This is a genomic window from Flavobacterium facile, assembly GCF_036321945.1.
GTDB lineage: Bacteria > Bacteroidota > Bacteroidia > Flavobacteriales > Flavobacteriaceae > Flavobacterium > Flavobacterium facile.
The window spans coordinates 302,747-325,050 of record NZ_JAZAYT010000034.1 but is presented as its reverse complement, the minus strand read 5'-3'; the positions used below and the strand labels follow the sequence as shown (position 1 = coordinate 325,050).

Below are 22,304 nucleotides of genomic sequence, written 5' to 3'. Positions count from 1 at the left end.
TTTTGTTTTTATAATTATTTAATCGGCTCATTGACTAATCGAAAATTGGCTAATTAAAAACCTCTTTGTCTTTTGGCTTCGAATAGTAAAATCGCAGCGGCTACCGAAACATTCATAGAATCGATAATGCCTTGCATTGGAATGTTGATGTTTTTGGTTGAATTTTGTCGCCAAACTTCTGTAATTCCTGTGGCTTCTGTTCCCACAACTAAAGCGGTTGGTTCGTTATAATTTTGGGTGTGATACGTGGCCGAATCTTGTAAAGTCGCACAGTAAATATTAATATTATGTTCTTTTAAAAAGGCAATGGCTTCTTCTGAAGTCGCCACAGCAATTTGTCGTGTAAACAAACAACCTACACTTGAACGCACAATATTTGGATTGTATAAATCCGATTTTGGATTGGCAATAATTACCGCATCAATATTTGCCGCATCGGCTGTACGTAATAATGCCCCTAAATTTCCTGGTTTTTCTAAGCCTTCTGCGACTAAAATTAATGGATTTTTAGATAATTTTAAATCTGATAATTGTAAAGGTTTCGATTTCGCAATGGCGATAATTCCTTCAGTTGTATCGCGATAAGCTAATTTTTGGTAGACTTCTTTCGAAATTTCAATCAATTCCACTTGTTGTGAAGTTAATTTTTTGATTTGATTTTCCGAGATGATTTCAGGTAAAAACAAAACAGTTTCTAATTTGTATCCGCCTTTTACGGCCAATTCAATTTCACGTTGTCCTTCAATAATAAAAGTTCCCGATTGTTTTCGTGCTTTGGCTTTGTCTTGCAATAAAACTAAGTTTTTTACAAACGGATTTTGAATGGAGGTGATTTGTTTCATTTTGAGTAACTAAGTTGCTAAGAATCTAAGTTACAAAGTTATCTTTTTTAGAGATAAAAACAAAGTCGCAAAACGAATGGCTTTGCGACTTTGAAAATTAGTAATTTGAGATTTAGTTTTTCACTTCCGACTTCACACTTCCAGTTTCATACTTCCCTTTATATCTTTCGTATAATTCTGTTTGATGGCTTTCTAAACTAATTTGTCTTCCATCAATAAAAGCGTGAGATAATTTATTGGTTTTCATATCTAAAGCATCACCTTCAGAAATGAATAGGGTAGCGCTTTTTCCAGTTTCTAATGTTCCGTATTTGGCATCAATTCCTAATATTTTTGCGGTGTTGGATGTGATTAATTTTAAGGCATCTTCTTTGTTCATTCCCCAAGCGGCGCAAGTTCCGGCATAAAAAGGTATGTTTCTGGTTTGCATACGTTCCATATCACCTGAATTTTCTAAACCAACTACAATTCCTTTATCGGTTAAGATTTTCGCTATTTTGTAAGGTAAGTTTACATCTTCATCTTCAGAATTAGGCACATCATGAATTCTTCTTAATAAAACAGAAACGTTATTTTCTTTCAATAAATCGGCAATTTTGTGTGCGTTATACCCACCAATAATCACTAACTTTTTAATTCCATTTTTCTTTTTGAATAAGATAATATCTGTAATTTCTTTTTCGCCATTTGCGTTTACATACAAGGTTTTATCTCCGTTTTGTAAACCATTCATGGCATCGTAAGGAATGTCTTTTACTTTTTTATCTGAATTTGAATAACCTAAAGCTTGGTCAAAAAATAACTGAATCGCTTTAGTTTGTTCGTCGTATTTTTTGTTTGGTTCGATGCCGCCTGGTTCAGCCCACCAACCTAATCTGGCATAGCTATTTGGCCAACGCATGTGGATTCCGTCATTTTCTTTAATAACGGCGTCTTCCCAGTTCCAAGCATCTAATTGAACAACAGACGAAGTTCCAGAAATTCTTCCACCACGAGGTGTAATTTGCGCTAATAAAACTCCATTTGGTCTTGCTGCTTCTGTTAATTTCGATTCTGCATTATAGGCAATTAAACTTCTAATATGTGGATTGAATTCTCCAATTTCGCTTTCATCATCTGAAGCACGAACCGCATCAACTTCTACTAATCCTAAAGTTGAATTAGGTGCGATGAAACCTGGATAAATGTGTTTTCCGTAAGCTTCAATTGTAATGTCATGTTTGGCAGGTCTGGCTAAAGTTCCATCTGTAATAGTGGCAATTTTTCCATCAATAATAGAAATTAAACTGTTTTCCTGTATTTTTCCATTACCTAAATGCGCGGTTCCACCCATAATTAAAATGGATTTTGTTTGCTTAGGTGCTGGTGTTTGTTGCGCAAAACTTACTAATGAAGTTAGTGCTAATATGTATGTTAATTTTTTCATTAGTTGTTGTATTTAGCGTGAAATTCTCTACATTTTTCACCAAGCGTATCACAGTGGTAATGTCCAGTCGATTTTTTCTTTGGTTCTTGCGTTTTTAAGCCTTTATTTTTGGCGTCTAACAATAAATTAATCAATTCATTTCTTTCTTTTTGAACCAATTCGTTTTTGGCGTTTTCTTGATCAATATCGAAGAATACAATTCCATCAACAACTGTTTTTTCTGCTTTTGCATAAATGGTTAAAGGATTATCAGACCAAAGCACCACATCGGCATCTTTACCCACTTTAATACTTCCCACTTTATCATCCACTTGTAATAATTTAGCTGGATTTAAGGTTACGAAATTCCAAGCTTGTTCTTCTGTAACCCCACCATATTTTAAAGTTTTTGCTGCTTCGTGATTTAATCTTCTAGACATTTCAGCATCATCAGAATTAATAGAAACGGTAACACCAACATTATTCATAAGTGCTGCATTATATGGAATCGCATCGTTTACTTCATATTTATAACCCCACCAATCTGCAAAAGTGGAACCACCAACTCCATGTTTCGCCATTTTATCAGCTACTTTATATCCTTCTAAAATGTGTGTGAAGGTTTGAATTTTGAAGTTGTATTTCTCAGCTACTTTTAATAGCATGTTGATTTCAGATTGTACGTAAGAATGACAAGTAATGAAACGTTTTTTGTTTAAAATTTGACTTAAAGTTTCTAATTCAATATCAAATCGTGGTGCAATTTTTCCTTTTTTCGCATTGTAAGTATCCCATTCTTTTTGGTAAGCCAATGCACGAGAGAAATAATCTTCATATACTTGTTCTACACCCATTCTAGATTGAGGAAAACGTAATCTTTCCACGTCACCCCAATTAGATTGTTTTACGTTTTCACCTAAAGCAAACTTGATATATTTTGGCGCATCTTTTACTAACATTTCCTCAGGATTGTAACCCCATTTTAGTTTGATAAAAGCGGCACGACCACCAATTGGATTAGCAGAACCGTGTAATAAATTGGCAGCAGTTACACCACCAGCTAAGTTTCTATAAATATTAATATCATCAGAGTTAACTACATCTTCAATGGTTACTTCGGCTGAAGAATTTTGTCCGCCTTCGTTTACACCATTTGAAATGGCAATATGTGAATGTTCGTCAATAATTCCAGCAGTTAAGTGTTTTCCAGTTGCATCGATAACTTTTCCTTTTTGAGGTAAGTTTTTACCGATTTTGACAATTTTTCCATTTTCAATTAAAACGTCAGTTTCTTTTAAAATTCCGTCTTTTTCTCCTGTCCAAACGGTTGCGTTCTTAAATAGAATCGTTTCTTGTTTTGGTTTTGAAGCATTTCCGAAAGCCATATTTGGGAAAGTTATCGGATAAAAAACAGGTGCTTTTTTCTCTTCTTTTTTGTCCGTAACTGCATCTTTCTTAACTTCTGTAGTTTCTGATTTTTTAACGGCTGACCAATAAACTTCTTTGCCATTTTCTAAAATAGCTTTTCCAGATAAACCTGTTTCTGATTTTAATCCAGAAATTCTAATGAATTTAGAAGCAACAGAATCTTTACTTTTAATCACCATGGTAATCCAAGGTTCGTTGTAAGTTAGTTTTGTTCCAAATTCTACTTTATCCTGAGAAATTTTAGCGTCTAATTTTGAAATTTCACCTTCAATTGCTAAATCGTATTTCGTATTATCAAAAGTCAAATCGTATTTTCCTCTAATATCTGAAGGTTGCATTTTTTCAATTACGAATCGGTTTCCTTGAATCCAGTTTTCTTGAATCGTATTTTTAGCATCAAAAATATCACCGCTAACAATAATAAAATTGGCTAAATTTCCTTTTTTCAAAGAACCAATATTTGATTGATTCGCAATTTTTGCTGGAATTTCAGTCAAAGCAGCAATAGCTTTTTCTTTTGGAAATCCTAATTCTACTGCTTTTCTTAAGTTCGTTAAAAAGTCTTTTGGATTTTTTAAATCGGCTGTAGTTAAAGCAAAATTGATGTTGTTTTCAGCAAGTACTTTCAAATTGTATGGCGCTTGATTCCAAAATCTCATATCAGACAAAACAACCTGTTCTGCTAAAAAGGAATCTGAAACATCATAAGCATCTGGGAAATTAATTGGCATAATCAAAGTAGCATTCGTTTTTTTAACTTCTTCAATTCGCTCAAATTCGTTTCCACTTCCTTTAATGATGTAGTTTATTCCAAATTCGTCACCAATTTTATCTGCTCTTAAAATGTTTAATTTATCTCCAGCATTAAAGATTTGAAGTAAATTTTTATTCTGATTGAAAACTTCTAATGAAGCATCTTTACTTTTTGAACCACCAGCTGCATACCATTTTGCATCGTGGTAAAACTGACGAATTAACGCCATACTTCCCATTAATGAGGAAGGATAAGATTGACTAGAAAGTGAGCTTCTTTTAAAAGTAAGATGTTGAGATATTTTTTTATTTAAAATACGATTTCCATTAGTTTCTCCGTCGTTTAATGTCCAAAGTAAACCTGTTCCGGCAACAATTCCATCGTTATTAAAACTTAAAACAGTTCCGAAACCTGTATCTCTTAAATCTTTAGCAACTTTTTCATCGTAGTTTGAATTTTCAAAGGCATTAAAATCGGCTCTAATATGGTCGTTCCAATAGTATCCGTTTCTTTCCGAATCGTATTGTGGTGCTCTTGAATTTCTTGGTTTAGCTTGAGGTTTTTGAATACCAAATTCGGTATACAAATCAATAAATGATGGGTAAATTGTTTTACCAGTAGCATCAATTATTGTAGCTTCTTTAGGAATGGAAACTTGGGCTCCAATTTCTAAGATTTTATCCTCTTTTATTAAAATTGTAGCTTTTTCAATTTTGACATTTGATGAAGTGTAAACGGTAGCATTTGTTACTGCTACAACGTTTTTGAAGGATTGTTTTACGCCGTCATTTTTCGGAAAATAATCTTGGCTAAAACTTAAATTAACAGTCAGAAGAACTATTAAGAGTTTAAATATTCGCATAGTTTTGGTTTTTTGTGTGCTAAAAATAGGAAAATTATTGATAAGATTTTCCTTTGAATAGATTTTTAACAGATGTTATATCTAAAGGGAATTCTAAAATAATGTGAGTTAAACTTAATAATAATCAAAGTTTTTAAAACTATCTTCATTAAGTTTATATTGAGAAATAAGAATTAGAAAAATATTGAGTAGGTCAATATTCAATTTCGGCATTATAAAATTCCTCTTGCTTTAATTTCTAAATATTGATTGATGGTATCAATAGTTAAACTTTCTGGCTGCGTTAATAAAGCGTAAATTCCGTATTTTCTTAATTCGTTTACGATTAATCGTTTCTCAAAATCGAATTTTTCTGCAATTACTTTATCGTAAACTTCTTGAATATTTTCTGCTTTTTTATCAATTAAATCGTTTAACTCTGTATTTTTAAAGAACACAACCATCAATAAATGATTTTTTGCGATTCCTTTTAAATAAGGTAATTGTCTGTTTAAACCATCTAAAGTTTCAAAATTCGTATATAAAATAATCAAACTTCTTTGATTAATATGCTTTTTTACATCGACATACAAACGGCTGAAATCGCTTTCAAAATAATTGGTTTTGATATTGTATAAATTTTCCAAAATCAGATTCATTTGGCTGCTTCTTCTTTCGGCAACAATTTTGTTTTCTACCTTTTTGGAAAAAGTAAACATTCCAGCTTTGTCGTTTTTCTTTAAAATTACGTTGGATAAAACTAAAGTCGCATTTATCGCATAATCTAATAAACTTAAACCATTAAAAGGCATTTTCATGACACGACCTTTATCAATAACCATATACACATTTTGTGATTTTTCGTCTTGAAACTGATTAATCATCAAAGCGTTTTTCTTGGCAGTTGCTTTCCAATTTATGGTTCTCATATCGTCACCTTGAACATATTCTTTAATTTGTTCAAACTCCATGGTGTGACCAATTCTTCTAATCTTTTTTAATCCGTGTTGGAATAATTTATTAGAAAAAGCAATCAAATCGTATTTTCTTAATTGAATGTACGATGGATAAGTTGGCACCATTTGACCGTTATCGAAAGTATATCTTTTCGAAAGTAATTTTAATGGCGAAATGGTATAAATATTTAGGTTTCCGAAAGAATATTCGCCTCTTTCTGTTGGTCGAAGGAAATAGTTAATATCGGTTTTTTCTTGAGCTTTTATTTTTTTCTGAATGGTAAAATTTCGAACCTGAAATTGAAACGGAATTTCGTCTACCACATTTATTCCAATTGGGAAGGTGTATTTATTTGAAACTTTGATTATGATTTCATTTTCATCACCATTAGATAATTTTTCAGGTGTATTTCTACTCGCTATTATTTTTTGTCCGAATGAAAACAGAATTATATAATCGATAATTGTAAAAACTAATAAAATAAAAAACACATACCAACTTGCAGAATATAAAGCTGGAAAAAAGAATGAAAGTATAAAACAAGTAATGACTCCCATTAAACAATAGAAGAAAAAGTTATTGATGAATAATTGTTTGTATAATTTCATTTCTTTATAATTTATCTAGGAATTTCTACAGAATCCACAATCTGTTTGATAATTTCTGAAGCACTAATACCTTCCATTTCTCTTTCTGGGGTAACTACTACACGATGTTGTAAAACAGGAATTGCTGCTTCTTTAATATCTTCTGGAGTTACGAAATCTCTTCCTTTTATCGCAGCAAAACCTTTTGAAGCATTTAAAATAGCAATAGAAGCTCTAGGTGATGCACCTAAATATAAAAACGGATTTTCACGTGTGTTTAAAACTACTTTTGCGATGTATTCAATTAAGTTCGGTTCAATAATAATTTGCTTTAGTAAGCCTTGAAATTCTTTGATTTCACTTTTAGAAACAATTGTAGCCACGTCGGCCATTTTGTTTCTGTTTTGTAATTCGTTTTCTTTTTGAAGAATAGTAATTTCTTCAGATAAATTGGGATAACCAATGCTAATTTTAAATAAAAAACGGTCTAATTGAGCTTCTGGTAAACGATAGGTTCCTTCTTGTTCAATTGGATTTTGAGTAGCAATTACCAAAAAGGGTTCGTCCATAATGTACGTTTTTCCATCAACCGTAATTTGTCTTTCTTCCATAACTTCAAACAAAGCGGCTTGTGTTTTGGCAGGCGCACGGTTTATCTCATCAATTAAAATGAAATTTGAAAAAACAGGACCTTTTTTAAATTCGAAACTAGATTTTGATAAATCGAAAACGGAAGTTCCAATAATATCAGAAGGCATTAAATCTGGCGTAAATTGAATTCTACTGAAATCTAAAGCCATTGATTTTGATAATAACTTAGCAGTCAATGTTTTGGCAACACCAGGAACTCCTTCTAATAAAATATGACCGTTTGCCAAAATAGAAACAATCAATTGATCAATCATTTTGTGCTGACCAACAATGACTTTTCCTAATTCGTGTCGGATTTTATCCACACTTGATTTTAAAAGTTCTAAATTAATTCTCGATTGAAAATTTACATTTTCGTTTGTTTCGTTCGTTTCGTTCACTTCGTTTGATTCAAATGATTCCATATTTTATAACTATAAATTAAGTTTTTCTATTAATGTATTTAGTTCTACTAAATCTTTTTCGGTTAAAGAAGAACTGTTTTTGATGTAATTTATTTTATTGTTTGTTTTTACAATATCTGCTTTATCTTTTGATGTTTTTTGATGCAATCTGTTCATGAAGGTTTCATCTAAAACAGTCGTTTCTAAGTAATATTCTTTTCTGATTTTCTCTAAGAAATACACTATTTTCTTTTCTGCAATGTCTTTATGATTTTTTTCAATAAAGTATAAATTTCCAATAGTTTTAGCAAATTCTACTGTGGTGTTTTTCACGGGTTCTGAAATTGGAATGACACGTTGTCTTCTTTTAGCATTGAAAAGCATAAAAATAATAATTCCAAATAAACCTAAATACCAAGCCCATTTTAAAGCGGGTTGACTAAAAATAAAACGCAACGGACTATCAGAAATGGAACTTCCTTGGCTTCCTTCCACATTCCAATAAATAGTTTCGGAATCAACATGTGAACAAACGGATTCAATATATTTATAATTGTTTTTTAATAAATAATAATTGGTAAATGCAATAGGTTGTAGGTGCAATAAAAATTTTCCTTCACCATATTTCACTTCTATGTAATTTGGTAAAGTGTATTTTTCATCGTGAATATTACCTAATATTTTTGTGGTGTTTTTATCGAATTTACTAAAATAATAATCGGAAGCGCCTTTGTCTAATTCGAAATTAGTATTTGAATTTACTAAAGTGCTTTTTAGTTTTGTTTCGATATGATTTCTTAGCATGATATCAAAGTTCAAAGAATCTTTTAACACATCGGACAACGTTGTGGAACTTATAAAAACGGTGTTTCCTTCTTCAACAAAATTTAATAATTCTTCCGTTGATTTATCATCAAATTTATAAAAATCGGAAATGGAAAAAATTGTTCCTTTTTTATCATTTCTAATTTCTACACTTTGAATAACATCTTCATTTTCATACGAACTTGTATCAACAATAGAAAGAGTGTCAATTATCTGACTTGCAATAGTATCTGATGGATTGTCGTAAGAAATTGTATCTAAAACAGGAGGAATATTTTCTTCATAATAAGTACTATCGTTTTCATAAGAATTTGTTTCGTATAAAAACTCATATGGCGTTTCTGAAAACTTCTCTAAATTTTGGTTTTTAAATAATCCAAAAACTTCATCATTAAAAACTTTCAAACCAAAAGGAATTTTATCATTTATTCCGTAAGTTGGACTCCAATTTATTGGTTTTTTCTTGTTCGAATCTGCAAAAATTATCAGAGCCAAAACCAGCACCAAAAAGAAAATAAGTGTTTTGATATTTTTACTCATAATTATCGGTTCTGAATGGCGTTTATAAAATGATTTTCTGCTTTGGCGAAGTCTTCTTGCGTTAATTCAAATTCACCATACCAGCAATAATCATAGATGTAGGACAAAAATTCGAATTCTTTTTTTAGTTCAGAATTTTTAATCTCGACTAAATAATCGGTGTTTGTTTTTTCAATATCCCAATCGATAATCGTTCTGTCAGTAAGAGATTTTAATAACCATAAATAGTAATATCTTGTAGCAATTCGGAATTCGTTTTTTGATTTCGCGGTAGCAATAACATCTTTAAAATTGATGAAATGAATGTTGTCTTCATCCACATTACCAACATTGATTTTTTTTGTATTTCGACTAAAAACCCAACCGCCTTCTTTGTTTAGGATTAATTTTACAATCATAAATATTACAAATCCAATAATAGCAAATCCTAACACTTTCATGATAATTTCAAAGTTCGAAAACACTTTTCCATTATTAGAAAAACTGAATAAGCGACTAAAAAAATCAGCTATTTTTTGTTTAAATTTCTCCCAAGCTGTAAGTTGTTTGTTTTCTAATTTTACTTGGTAATTATAGGCTTCGCTTTTATATTTCGATTGAAAATTAGTTTCAAATTTCTTTTCTTTTGGTTTGGAAGTGCTGTAGAATGCGGTGTTTTCTTTAGAACGAATAGCCAAAGAATCCACTTCTTCTTGCGCATTTGAAAAAGCAACTGAAAACAAGAATACTATGTAAATAAATTTACTCTTCATTACTTCCAATTAAGTCAATTTCCGAAAGATTACTCTTTTTTTCTGTTTCATCAATCATAGAATAATACATGATTCCTTGATTTACGGTTACGATATTTTGTAATAAATAATTCAAGCTAATGGATAACATAAAAGTAATTCCAATCATAATCATCATGAAGGAAATGGTTTCTTGTTGGTTTCCTGGGTTTTGAGTATCAATATTAAACATTACACTAAATATTCCAATAAAATAAGGAATAAATGAAATAACAGAAACTAATGTATTAACTATAAAATAAAGGATAACCGTTGAACCAATTAGTGGCCAAGGTTTTTTTATAAATAATCTGTAACCTTTTGATATCGAATCAAAATACCCATCATTTGTTGTAATATAAGTATAGTAAGCAAATGAAATGCAAGTAAAAATAGCTGGAATTACAATAAATAATAACGGAATTCCGATTAAAATGAATACTAATGCAAAACATACAATTCCTAAAAGAATTGCAATTGGAAAAAGTGTTACTAAAGATAAAAGCAAGAAAACAAGTGATTTACCAATTTTTGATTTGATATATTTCCAAATATTTATAGCGTTTGTTTCTTCGTTTTTCTCAATTAATTTTAAATAGGCAATTGGATATAAGCTATTGATGAAAGTTAGCATCAAAATTAATATAAATGCCACAATTCCGTATCCAATAAAAAGCTCCATATTTTCTAGAAAATAGTTTTCAAAACCAGTTCCAGTATTTAGATTTCCATTTGAAAATAATCCGTCATAGAAAATTTTCATAAAAAAATATAGCAAAACAATTAATACTAAAAGTAATCCTCCATTAATCACAATATAATTGGCGAAGTAATTTTTACCGTGGGCTTTAAAAAAGTTAAAAGTATCTCCGATTAATTCGCTTAAATTTCTTTTTTTATAGAGTTGGAACATGTGATTTTAATTTGCGATTAACAATAAATGGATAGACTAAATAATAAAAACTGATGATTGATAATGTAGTTAAGATGATTCCAATACTCAACCAATTTGGCATTTCTACAGAATATCGGGTGATATAACCTTCTAAAAAACCTGCAGCAATAGTAAAAGGGAAAGTGCTTAAAAATATTTTAAAGGTGTTTTTAAATCCGATTTTAAAAGAATTTAAACGCGAATAGGTTTTTGGAAATAAAATACTTGCTCCTAATGCAAAACCGCAAGCCGCTTCAATTACAATAGCGAAAATTTCCATTGAACCGTGAATCCAAATTCCTCTAACACTTTGCCATAAAACGCCTTGTTGGTAAAAGAAATATTGAAATGATCCAATCATAATGCAATTGAACATATAAATATAAAACGTACCAATTCCAGCAAAAATGCCGTAGAAATACGATTTAATTCCGACCATTAAATTATTAAAAGTAATACCTATGAAACTTCCCCAATTGCTTCCCGATTTATAAATAGCAACTGGATTTCCTTTTTTAATATTTTCTAAAGTTTCATTTACATAGCCATCAGAAAGAATTAATCTCACAAAAGAATCATCAAAATGAGCAGAAACTACACCAATTCCAGTAAGTAAGAAAAACAAAATAAAAGCATACAAAACATATCTTCTGTATTCATAAACAAGCATAGGAACTTCTTCTTTAAAGAAAAAAGCCAATCTATTTGAGTCTTGTCTTTTCGTTTTGTAAATTTTTTGATACGTTTGCGAAGCCAAGTGATTTAAGTATACAACGGTTTTACTTTTTGGGTAATACGTTTGCGCGTAAGATAAATCGTTAACTAAATGTATGTACAAATTAGCTAAATCATCAGGATTTTTTTTAGTTTTACCAAAAATTGCTTGCTCAAAGTCGAGCCATTTTGGTTTATTTTGCTTAATAAATGCTACTTCTCTCATGAAGTGCTAAAATATAAATTATGAATCAATTATCCATAACAACTACACAAAATGTTAATATAAATTTTACAGCAGCAAGTGTTGGTGATAGAATTATAGGTCAATTACTTGATATAATGGTTATAGTCGCCTATATAATTTCTATTTCTTATATTTTAGATTCTACTGGATTTAGTGTTAATTTAGATTTTAAAGATTCTTGGTCTACCAGAGCAGTATATATTATGATATTTTCTCCAGTTATTATTTATAGTTTAGTTCAGGAAAGTTTATGGGAAGGCAGAACTATAGGTAAAAAAATAATGAAAATGAAAGTCATTAAAATTGATGGTTATCAAGCTGGTTTTGGTGATTATTTGATTCGATGGTTATTTAGAACGATTGATGTATTAATTGGTAGTGGAATTATTGGTTTAATTTTTATAGCGACCAACAAAAAAAGTCAAAGGTTAGGGGATATGGCAGCTGGAACTGCCGTTATTTCATTAAAAAATAAAATTAATATTAATCATACGATTCTTCAAGAATTACAAGACGATTATGTGCCGGTTTATCCAGAAGTTATTAAGCTTTCAGATAACGATATGCGAATTATTAAAGATACTTTTGAAACCTGTTTACAAGCTAAAGATTATGTTACGATTTCTAAAATGAGAAAGAAAATAATTGATGTAACAGGAATTACCTATAATTCTAATACAGATGTGGAATTTATGAGAACCGTTTTAAAAGATTATAATTTCTACACAAGAAATATGTAAGTGGGTAGAAAAGCAACTACAAATAGCTTTTTTTAAAAAACTCTAAAGCCGACTTAAAGCCGACTTAAAGGCGACTATAATGGGACTATAATGGGACTAAATAGCGACTAGTACTAAATCTTAATAATTTTATCGTTTCAATAATAAATATCCAGTTAATGGCTCTGGATAATTAGGGTCATTTAAATGTAAGATATAATAGTAGGTGCCACCTGGAGCATCCTCATTACCAACACCATTTTCTGCTTTTCCGTTCCAGTCGGGTTTGCTATGATTGCCTGTCCAAATTAATCTTCCCCAACGATTATAAATTTCTAAACTGAAATTCAGATAAATATTTCGTAAACCATCAATAAAAAAAGTATCGTTTGAACCATCATCATTAGGAGAAACGGCATTGTAAATAATTATTTCACAATTTCGTGATTTTAATAAAAATGGAGTAATAGAGAAACAACCATCCGTATTTTCAATTCGAACCCAAATTGTTTTTGGAGTGGTTATGGCTTCAAAATTTGAAGTGTTCGTAATTTCATTTATTTCTGCAATTGCATCCGTTTCTAATTCGTAAAATGAAACGATATCAGTAGCTTCAATTTTTATAGAGTCTTCATACGAAGAGAAATCAAAAAGCGCACGAGTTAACCCTAAATTACAACTTACAAGATCTTCAAGTTGATTAAAATTTGGAGAAGCTAAAAGACGAATAGGCAAACTGAAAGAATTATTACTTTCCGAAATTTCATTTATAATTCCCGTTCCATTTCCAGTATCATCAACTTGTGCCATTAAATTAAATTGAAGTGGAACAGAAGCTGGAATTGTTACAGTTATTGTTCCTGTTTCAGAACCATCAATAGGAATAATATTTTGAGTAAAAGCAGAACCAATAACTACACCATCGGCATAAAAAGTGATTGGTGTATTTGCAAGTAAATCGGCTGTTGAATTTAAGTTAGTTACCGTATAATTTATAACTAATTCTCTAACATTACAACTTAAACTGGGTGTTGGAAAACTAATTCTGGCATCTGGTAACTGACTATTTAATTTAGTTACAATCGCATTAACCATTACATAATCTTGTTGAGAAGTTAATTGAATTAGTGCTGAACTATCTCCAACTGCTATATTGTTTTGAATGTTATAAATATCCAAATCCATATTATACAATTGGTTAGAATTAGTAACCGAATTTGTTCCGTTAAATGCATTGTTTCCTGGATTTAAAGGCGGATTGCTAATAACATTTCCGTTTATTTGTAATGACTCAATTAAACCGCTTCCAACAGCTGGAATTCCACTATCACCTTCCCAAGCTAAAAATCCAATTTTTGCATCCACATTATCAATAACATTTAAAGCATTTAATGTAACATTTAAATAGTTTTGCAAACGTGAAACCACTTGCATTCCATCATAAATATTCAATTGATTTAGTGGTAAAGCAGGATTTCTATACACCACAATTAATGCCCATCCAGCAAAATTTGTGCTATTTAGAGAATGATGATCGATAAAAGAACTTACGTCTAAATCTGAAAGTGTATAAACACCATTTCCAGTTGCTTGTACTTGTGATGTTACATCAGTAAAGGCGCTAAAAAAATTAAAAATATAGGGAGCACCTTGGTCTAATATGTTTGAAAAAGTTCTGGTAGCTGTAATATCAACTCCATTTAGTTTCACATTAAAATCGCCTGTTCCACAACCAGCCCAATATAAATAAGCACTTTCAATAATGTCTCCAGAGTTTAATGTTAAACTAGCGTCAGAAGTGGTTAATACAGCGGGAAAAGATTGAAAAGAATTTTCTATTGGATTTAATGTATTTCCCACAAATGTGAAATCGTATCTTCCATTAAATTGACTGTATAAACCAATATTTTGAGAAAAACTCAATTGAAAAACAAACATGATAAAAACAAGTAATTTTTTCATCAAATGGAACTAATTTTAATATTTATAGTGAATAATTTTACCAAAGTAATAAATTTTACTAATTTCCCCAAAGATTTGATAGATGAAATCGCAACTTATAACAGTTTGCTAGCAAACACCTATAAAAAATGCGATTCATTACTACATGTTAAATATGAACTCCATTAATGAATACATATAAAATTGTAAAATATACTTCCGAGCATTTTCAAATATGGAATAATTTTGTAGCCAATGCTAAAAACGCTACTTTTTTATTTCATAGAGATTTTGTGGAATATCATGCCGATAGATTTGAGGATTTTTCTTTGTTGGTTTTCGATGAAAAAGACAATTTAAAAGGGATTCTTCCAGCAAATATTTCAAATAACAAACTCTATTCTCATCAAGGATTAACGTATGGTGGAATTGTAATTGATTCTACTTTAAAAATAGAAAAATTCATTTCGATTTATTCAGCTATTCTTCATTTCTTGAATGAGAATAACATTGAACAGATTGATTTCAAGTTACTTCCTTCCTTTTATTGTTCGCAACCTTCGGAAGAATTAAAGTATGCTTTGTTTTTATCTGAAGCGAAATTAACTCGAAGAGATGCTTTGGTGACAATCGATTTACAATCTCATTTTAAAATTGATTCAAATAGAGTAGAAGGTGTGAAGCGCGCGGAAAAATTAGGATTAGAAATTAAAAAAGAAATTGGTTTTGCTGATTTTTGGAAGGACGTTTTAATTCCGAATTTGAATGCGAAACACGAAGCGAAACCGGTTCATAGTTTGGCCGAAATTCAAAGCTTACAAAGTAAATTCCCGAAAAATATTGCGCAATATAATGTATATCAAAATGATCAAATTATTGCTGGGACGACTTTATTTATTGATAAAAAAACGGTTCACGTACAATATATTTCTGCCATTGGCGATAAAAACCAGCATGGTGCTTTAGATTATTTATTTCATCATTTAATTACAGAAGAATTTGCTAATTATTCGTATTTTGATTTCGGAATATCGAATGAAAATCAAGGAAAAAACATCAATAAAGGCTTGCAATATTGGAAAGAAACTTTTGGTGCCAGAACTTTTTGTCAAGATTTTTATGAAGTGGAAACCAAGAATTTTGTTAAATTAAATCAGGTGTTTTTATGATTAAATTTCTCGATTTACAAAAACTGAATCAGCCTTTTGAAACGCAATTTTTATCTAAAACAAAAGAATTTTTAGATAAAGGTTGGTACATTTTAGGAAATGAAGTCAAACAATTTGAACAAAGTTTCGCCCAATATTCTAATGCAAAACATTGCATTGGAGTAGGAAATGGGTTAGATGCTTTAGTGCTGATTTTAAAAGCCTACATTCAACTTGGAAATTTGCAAAAAGGTGATGAAATAATAGTACCTGCAAATACATATATAGCAAGTATTTTAGCCATTCTACAAGCGGATTTAGTGCCTGTTTTTGTAGAGCCAAATATCGAAACTTATACGATTAATCCAGATTTAATTTCAGATAAAATAACGTCAAAAACTAAAGCCATTTTATTGGTTCATTTATACGGTCAATTGGCTGAAATGGATGCAATTATTGCATTAAGTAATCAATATAATTTACTTGTTATCGAAGATGCTGCGCAAGCTCATGGTTTACATTTCAAAGGAAATCATGCTCGTGCTTTTAGTTTTTATCCTGGTAAAAATTTGGGTGCATTAGGTGATGGTGGCGCGATTACAACAGATAATGATACTTTAGCTGAAGTTTTATTCTCTTTAAGAAACTACGGATCAAATAAAAAATATCATAACGATTATATTGGTGTAAATTCTCGTTTAGACGAATTACAAGCGGCTTTTTTAAGTATTAAATTACCACATTTAAATGCTGAAAACGAAGCACGTAAAAAAGTAGCAAAACGTTATTTATCAGAAATTAAGAATACTAAAATTGTTTTACCAACTTGTGAAAATTTCGATAAACATGTGTTTCATTTATTCGTAATTCGTACCGAAAACAGAGACGATTTACAAGAATATTTATTGAAAAACGGAATTGAAACGATGATTCATTATCCCATTCCACCACATAAACAAAAAGCAATGCAACATTTTAATCAGTTGAGTTTACCAATTACGGAGAAAATTCATCACGAAGTGTTGAGTTTACCCATAAGTTCAGTGCTTACCAATGAGGAAATTTCGAATATTATCACCACTTTAAATTGTTATTAAGTGTCTGAAATTCGAAAAATAATGCAACAACCGTTATTCAAAATCACTTCTTTGAATAGTGTACATATTTTGTTGAAATTGGTTTTTGGTTTCATCACTTCCAAAGCATTAGCGATTTTTGTGGGTGCCAACGGAATGGCTTATGTTGGGAATTTTAGAGCTTTTTTAAATGTTGTTGAAAATTTTTCCTTACTCGGAATTCAGAATGCAATTGTTAAATATGTTGCAGAATATCAACATGATAAGTCGAAATTAAAATCCGTTTTAGCCACTTTCGGATTGTTGCTTTTGGCTTCTTCAATTGTGATTAGTTTAGTTTTAATTTTTGGTGCGAATTATTTATCGAAGCAAATCTTTCATCATTCCGAAATCTATAGTTTTGTATTTTATGTTTTAGCGATTTTATTTCCCTTATATGTTTTTTCAACGTTTTGTATTTCAGTTGTAAACGGGTTTCAAGAATATAAAAAAGTAATTTACATTCAGATAATTTCAAGCAGTATTGCTTTGGGGTTTTCTGTTTTCTTAATCTATTATTACGATACTTTCGGAGCTTTAATTTCTTTAGTTTTAGCGCCTGTTTTCGTTTTTTTTGTGAGTCTTTTTTATCTAAGAAACTTGATTTCGTTTTCTGATGTTTTTTCGATAACATCTTTTGATTTTTCGGTGGTTAAAAACTTGTCTGAATATGTCTTAATGGCTTTAATTTCGGGCGTGATCGGTTCATTTGTTTTATTAGAAATTCGTACAGATGTAATTGAAATCACAGGATTAAAAAACGCTGGAATTTATGAAGGTTTACAACGTATTTCGTCTTATTATTTATTATTCATTTCTTCTATAATGGCGATTTATTTTTATCCAAAATTAGCGGAATCAAATTCGAATATGAAAGTCATTATTCTAAATTATTTTAAAACGATACTTCCTGTTTTTGCGATTGGATTAGTTCTTATTTATGTATTGAGAATTTTCATTATTCAAGTTCTATTTTCAACAGAATTCGAAACCATGGAATCTTTATTTTTATGGCAGTTGGTGGGCGATTTATTAAAAGCATCTTCCTTAATTTTCGGTACGATTTTAATAGCCACAAAACAAACAAAAGCATTTATAATTACCGAAATCGTTTCTTTATTTATTATGTATTATTCGTCCAATTGGATGTTGCATGTGAATGGAATTAACGGAATTGTTATCGCTCATACGTTTACTTATTTCATGTATTTGTTGGTTTTAGTAATTTATTTTAGAAAATTATTTTTTCTCAAAAACGAATAAAATATTAAGTCCTAATTCGAATCTTTTTTCTACGATTAAATCGAAACCATTTTCTGTAAATATTTTTTTCAATTCATTTCTATCGAAATCTTGATGATGCTCAATATCCATTCCATCAATCAATTTGAAAAAGAGTAAGATACTTAAAATATAGTCAACATTTTTACTTGGAATAGTTATAATTACTCTGCCTTTTGATTGTAAATAGTCACTTAAAATTTCAGGATAATTTCTTATTTCCTCAATTGGTATGTGTTCTAAAACCGCTAAAAAAGTAATGTTATTGTATTGTTTTTTTATTGGAAAATCTTGTGGAAAATAACCAGGAAATAAAGTATAATTTTCTTTAGTAATTACTTCAGATAAAACACTATCAATTCCATCACCAGTTATGTTTTTTTTCTTTAAAACAGATTCAAATAATTCACCATTATGGCAACCAATATCTAAAACAGAATCGCCAAAAAGATATTTTTTTGCTTGTCTGATTCTTTCATTTTGTAATATGTAATCAATTTTTTTCATTTCTCAAACCTAAAATACTAAAGAAAAAACTAAATAAAATAATCTCAATTCCAATAACAATAATGCTTACGGCAGGAATAATTATCCGTAATGTTTCGGTTACATTCAATGGACCGAAATTTTCTTTAGACCAAATTGAAAACCCAAATATGCTTAAAATGATTCCAATAATTGTGAATAAAAATCCAATGACAATACCTTTTTCTAAACTAATGAATTTAAAAATGGCATCGTAACGATCACTTTTGGGTAATAATTTATGAGTAACTGCAAATACTTTAGTTAAACCATAGAAAACAAAAAACTGAAAACCGATAATAAATAGTGCCGTTGAGTACAATAAAGTATGAACATCAAATACGATATTTCCAATTTTTATAGGTGCAATAATTAAGAATAGTGAGAGTATAAAACCTGTTAGCATCATCAAAACACTTGGGTAAAAGAATAGCCATTTCGGACTGTACAAAAGTAAAAATCGTAAATGTCTCCAACCATCTTGCCAAGTATTTAAATGAGGTTTTCTATTTCTCCCATCTTTATGTAAAATGGTTGGAACTTCGGCAATTGTTAAATTGTTTAAGTGTGCTTTGACTATTAATTCGGATGCAAATTCCATCCCAGAAGTTGTAAGCTCTAATTTCTGATAAGCTTCTTTTGTGAAACCTCTTAAACCACAATGAAAATCACCAATTTTTGAGTTGAAAAATAATCGTCCTAAAAAAGATAATACTGGATTACCAAGGTATTTATGTAAAAATGGCATGGCGTTTTTTTCAATGCCACCTTTAAAACGGTTTCCAATTACAAAATCGGCGCCTTCATTTAATTTATTGATGAATAATTCTAGCTTACTAAAATCGTAACTATCATCGGCGTCACCCATAATAATAAAATCTCCTTTTGCTTGATTAATTCCGCCTTTCAATGCGTTTCCATATCCTTTTTGTGGAATTGAAACTACTTTTGCACCTAATTTTTGTGCGATATCTTGTGAGCCGTCAGTACTTCCATTATCAGCAATGATTATTTCGCCATCAATATTGTTATTTGTGAAATAAAATTGTGCCTTTTTAATGCATGTTTCTAATGTTTGAGCTTCATTTAAACAAGGCATTACAACTGTAACTGTTTTAATCATTGTGTGTTTTTATATTATTCTGAAGTAAATATAAAATAATTACAATCAATACCCAATTATTATAAAAAGTATATCGGCTTATTACATGTTCGGCTAAAGTTACCAAGGTAATATTTGCCAATAAAAGTAGAAGCATCAAGACAATAATAACGGATGTTTTTTTATTATAATTATATAGAAAATAACCGAGTAAAATTAAATATAAAAGAAGCTGTTTTGAAGTACCAATTCCTTTAGTGAGATTTTGAAAATAGATTTTAAAATATGCTCCAAAATTATTTTTTATTAAGGGTAAAACCATGCTTTTAGACATTTTATCATTAGCAATTGTTTTATCATTAAGATCTGGTTGATTTGTGAAAAATGCATCACCATCACCACTTAATGTTTGATTGGCAATCTTCGTATAATTAGCAAAGTAAAAATCGGTTTTTGTAAAAGTTTCATCAGGAATTTGATTTATTAATAATTTTCTCTTTTCAAGTTTTGAATAAATTAATTTAAAATATTCTTGCTGTTTTTTGTTTTCAAAAATTTTATAATCTTGTTTTTTTGAAACGTAAAAGGGCAGACTTGCTATTTGAATTCCTGTAAATGGAGTTGTAGTGTTTTTATCATGTTTTATACTGTGGTAACAGAAATCAATTAGTATGGACATAATTGGAATACAACACATAATTACAATTGGTTTCCAAGTATTTATATTCCATACTTTTTTATGATTTATAATTAATTCAATACCAATAATTACTGGAATAATAAATAAAAATTGACTTCTAACTTGAAGCAGATTTAATAATATAAAATAAGAAATATATGTTTTTTTGTTGTCTTTATCTTGAATCCCTTTGCTGTAAAGTCCAATAAATAATAAGTATAACGAATAGGAAAGGGATTCGGTTAAAATACTATTAAGTAATTTTTGCTCATAAAAAACGGGAATTATCAGAATTCCAAAAAATAGTATGGATGATAAATCGTTAAGTTTTAGTATGTTTTTTATAGTTTTAAAAAAGTAATGTAAACAAAAGTAAAAAATAAGGAATTGAGATATTTTTATGGCAAACATAAAATGTGAACCAAATAGAAGTTCATGTATTTCTACAAAAAAGGGATAACCTAAACTTCTATATATATCTGCGTTTATATAACCGTATGTATCTGGTGAAACTAACGTTGTCCCAAAAACAGAAAATAATGCTGAAACGAAAATCAGTGCAAAATGAAAATAATAAAAGTATTTGTTACTATAAAGTTGTTCGAATAAATTCATTTAAATTAGATTTTTATTTTGTCTTCCAAATGTTTACATATTTCTCAGCCTGAGTAATATAATGATGTTCTTTTTGAATAAATTGAATGGCATTTTTACCAATTCGTTCAATTTCTTTTGGGTTTTCAATTAAATAGGATAGCTTTTCGACTAAATAGTCAACATCCGGTAAGGCGTTTATTGCTACTTCATTATCATATAAATTATAATGTTGTAAAAATTCAGTTTCGGCACCTGTAAATACTACTTTTCCTTTTGCCATAGCTTCTAAAGCATTGTAACCTTGATCGAAACCATAAACTTGATCTAATAAAATATGCGCTTTTTCGAAGTGTTTCTGATAGTCGGAATATGGAATGTTTTTCGTAACTATGATTTCGATTCTATTTTTGTACTTTTCTTGAAGAATAGCTACAGCTTTTTCAAAAAAAGTGATGCCTTTTTTAAATGAATTTCCAGTATTTATGCCTAAAAAAATATTGATTTTATAAGAAATTTTATTTTCAATAACTGTAATTTTATCTGTGTTTATTGGATTGGCAATAAGTCCTAAATATTTCTTATTTCCTTGTAATGGTGCCACATAATCTAAATCTGAAGCAATAACTCCACGAATATTTTTATAAAGAAACTTGTGAATTTTTTGATGTGGTTTATCTACGAAGTCGAAAAAGTAATCATATTGTTTTTTAGCTTCTGGAATGTTCTCAAAATAAGGATTCATAATTGAATAGCGATCTTTTTTTTGAAGCATGTGATTCACAGTAACATAATCAATTCCACAGCATAATAAGAATACTTTTTGGTTTTGTTTGAAAAGACGCTTTATTAAAAACAATTCTAATTTTGAGAAAGTTTGTATCGGACTTTCATTAATGAACTGAACTATATCAAAGTTCTTCAACTTTCTAGAAATCCACCAAAAACGAAGGCCATGTTCTAATAAAGCTACATCTTTTTTGAAAAGCTTAAACCAAATTTGTCTTGGAACATTTCCCAATCTCGATTTAAAGAAGTTGGCACGAATACTAATATCGGCAGGGTAATTTTTGAAGCCATCGCCATTATTCACTAAAAGTACTTCATGACCTAAAGCCATAAGTCCTTCTTTTAAGGAATTATGTAACCGACTAAATTCTCCTACGAGTAGTATTTTCATTTTTTTGGAACGCGGGTTTTACGGATGCTTCGCAACGCTAATTTAAACTAATTTTATTTAGAAGGACAAACTAAACGCAATCTTGTCATTCTCACTAAAGGAAGAATCTCATATCAAATGAATATATTTTTCTTCGTTCAAA

Annotated in this window: 18 protein-coding genes; 4 read left to right on the top strand and 14 right to left on the bottom strand. The window is 29.8% G+C overall.

Annotation, left to right across the window (positions count from 1 at the left end):
* Positions 1-53: 53 nt before the first annotated feature.
* The 9 genes from UEQ13_RS11930 to UEQ13_RS11890 form a co-directional block, all read right to left on the bottom strand.
* Positions 54-842, bottom strand: coding sequence for a TrmH family RNA methyltransferase (locus UEQ13_RS11930; protein WP_329806573.1), 789 nt, complete (start codon positions 840-842; stop codon positions 54-56).
* Between the two features lie 112 nt (positions 843-954).
* Positions 955-2,268, bottom strand: coding sequence for an amidohydrolase family protein (locus tag UEQ13_RS11925; protein ID WP_329806572.1), 1,314 nt, complete (start codon positions 2,266-2,268; stop codon positions 955-957).
* On the bottom strand, positions 2,268-5,291 hold the full coding sequence (locus tag UEQ13_RS11920; protein ID WP_329806571.1) for an amidohydrolase family protein: 3,024 nt from the start codon (positions 5,289-5,291) through the stop codon (positions 2,268-2,270). The genes UEQ13_RS11925 and UEQ13_RS11920 overlap by 1 nt, the downstream gene beginning before the upstream one ends.
* A gap of 212 nt (positions 5,292-5,503) precedes the next feature.
* Entirely contained in the window at positions 5,504-6,835 is a 1,332-nt protein-coding gene (locus UEQ13_RS11915) for a DUF58 domain-containing protein (protein ID WP_329806570.1), read from the bottom strand.
* Between the two features lie 11 nt (positions 6,836-6,846).
* The gene (locus UEQ13_RS11910; RefSeq protein ID WP_329806569.1) at positions 6,847-7,869 is read right to left on the bottom strand and encodes an AAA family ATPase; all 1,023 of its coding nucleotides are present in this window, start codon (positions 7,867-7,869) and stop codon (positions 6,847-6,849) included.
* Between the two features lie 9 nt (positions 7,870-7,878).
* Positions 7,879-9,213 (bottom strand): DUF4350 domain-containing protein, encoded by a 1,335-nt coding sequence (locus tag UEQ13_RS11905; protein ID WP_329806568.1) that lies wholly within the window; start codon positions 9,211-9,213, stop codon positions 7,879-7,881.
* 2 nt (positions 9,214-9,215) lie between these two features.
* The gene (locus UEQ13_RS11900) at positions 9,216-9,965 is read right to left on the bottom strand and encodes a DUF4129 domain-containing protein (protein WP_329806567.1); all 750 of its coding nucleotides are present in this window, start codon (positions 9,963-9,965) and stop codon (positions 9,216-9,218) included.
* Positions 9,955-10,896 (bottom strand): hypothetical protein, encoded by a 942-nt coding sequence (locus UEQ13_RS11895; protein WP_329806566.1) that lies wholly within the window; start codon positions 10,894-10,896, stop codon positions 9,955-9,957. The genes UEQ13_RS11900 and UEQ13_RS11895 overlap by 11 nt, the downstream gene beginning before the upstream one ends.
* Positions 10,880-11,857: a stage II sporulation protein M gene (locus tag UEQ13_RS11890; RefSeq protein ID WP_329806565.1), complete on the bottom strand. Its 978-nt coding sequence runs from the start codon at positions 11,855-11,857 to the stop codon at positions 10,880-10,882. The genes UEQ13_RS11895 and UEQ13_RS11890 overlap by 17 nt, the downstream gene beginning before the upstream one ends.
* Positions 11,858-11,877: 20 nt before the next feature.
* Here UEQ13_RS11890 and UEQ13_RS11885 point away from each other — a divergent pair, with 20 nt between their 5' ends.
* On the top strand, positions 11,878-12,618 hold the full coding sequence (locus UEQ13_RS11885; RefSeq protein WP_329806564.1) for an RDD family protein: 741 nt from the start codon (positions 11,878-11,880) through the stop codon (positions 12,616-12,618).
* Between the two features lie 129 nt (positions 12,619-12,747).
* Here UEQ13_RS11885 and UEQ13_RS11880 read toward each other — a convergent pair whose 3' ends face one another.
* Positions 12,748-14,559, bottom strand: a complete 1,812-nt coding sequence (locus UEQ13_RS11880) for a gliding motility-associated C-terminal domain-containing protein (protein WP_329806563.1) — start codon at positions 14,557-14,559, stop codon at positions 12,748-12,750.
* Positions 14,560-14,726: 167 nt separating this feature from the next.
* On the opposite strand from UEQ13_RS11880, the gene UEQ13_RS11875 reads away from it, so the two are divergent.
* The 3 genes from UEQ13_RS11875 to UEQ13_RS11865 are packed head-to-tail and all read left to right on the top strand — an operon-like array spanning position 14,727 to position 18,064.
* The gene (locus UEQ13_RS11875) at positions 14,727-15,707 is read left to right on the top strand and encodes a GNAT family protein (RefSeq protein WP_329806562.1); all 981 of its coding nucleotides are present in this window, start codon (positions 14,727-14,729) and stop codon (positions 15,705-15,707) included.
* On the top strand, positions 15,704-16,783 hold the full coding sequence (locus UEQ13_RS11870) for a DegT/DnrJ/EryC1/StrS family aminotransferase (RefSeq protein WP_329806561.1): 1,080 nt from the start codon (positions 15,704-15,706) through the stop codon (positions 16,781-16,783). Before UEQ13_RS11875 ends, UEQ13_RS11870 begins: the two co-directional genes overlap by 4 nt.
* A 21-nt stretch (positions 16,784-16,804) precedes the next feature.
* Positions 16,805-18,064 (top strand): O-antigen translocase, encoded by a 1,260-nt coding sequence (locus UEQ13_RS11865; RefSeq protein ID WP_329806560.1) that lies wholly within the window; start codon positions 16,805-16,807, stop codon positions 18,062-18,064.
* Here the strand turns inward: UEQ13_RS11865 and UEQ13_RS11860 are convergent.
* From UEQ13_RS11860 to UEQ13_RS11845, 4 genes are read right to left on the bottom strand one after another with little or no spacing between them, the layout of a single operon-like run.
* Complete coding sequence (locus UEQ13_RS11860) at positions 18,041-18,589, bottom strand: methyltransferase domain-containing protein (protein ID WP_329806559.1); 549 nt, start codon at positions 18,587-18,589, stop codon at positions 18,041-18,043. The two genes, UEQ13_RS11865 and UEQ13_RS11860, sit on opposite strands and share 24 nt — an antisense overlap.
* Positions 18,576-19,730, bottom strand: coding sequence for a glycosyltransferase family 2 protein (locus UEQ13_RS11855; RefSeq protein ID WP_329806558.1), 1,155 nt, complete (start codon positions 19,728-19,730; stop codon positions 18,576-18,578). Before UEQ13_RS11855 ends, UEQ13_RS11860 begins: the two co-directional genes overlap by 14 nt.
* Complete coding sequence (locus UEQ13_RS11850; protein WP_329806557.1) at positions 19,723-21,003, bottom strand: hypothetical protein; 1,281 nt, start codon at positions 21,001-21,003, stop codon at positions 19,723-19,725. Before UEQ13_RS11850 ends, UEQ13_RS11855 begins: the two co-directional genes overlap by 8 nt.
* Before the next feature lie 13 nt (positions 21,004-21,016).
* The gene (locus tag UEQ13_RS11845) at positions 21,017-22,162 is read right to left on the bottom strand and encodes a glycosyltransferase (protein WP_329806556.1); all 1,146 of its coding nucleotides are present in this window, start codon (positions 22,160-22,162) and stop codon (positions 21,017-21,019) included.
* Positions 22,163-22,304: the final 142 nt, after the last annotated feature.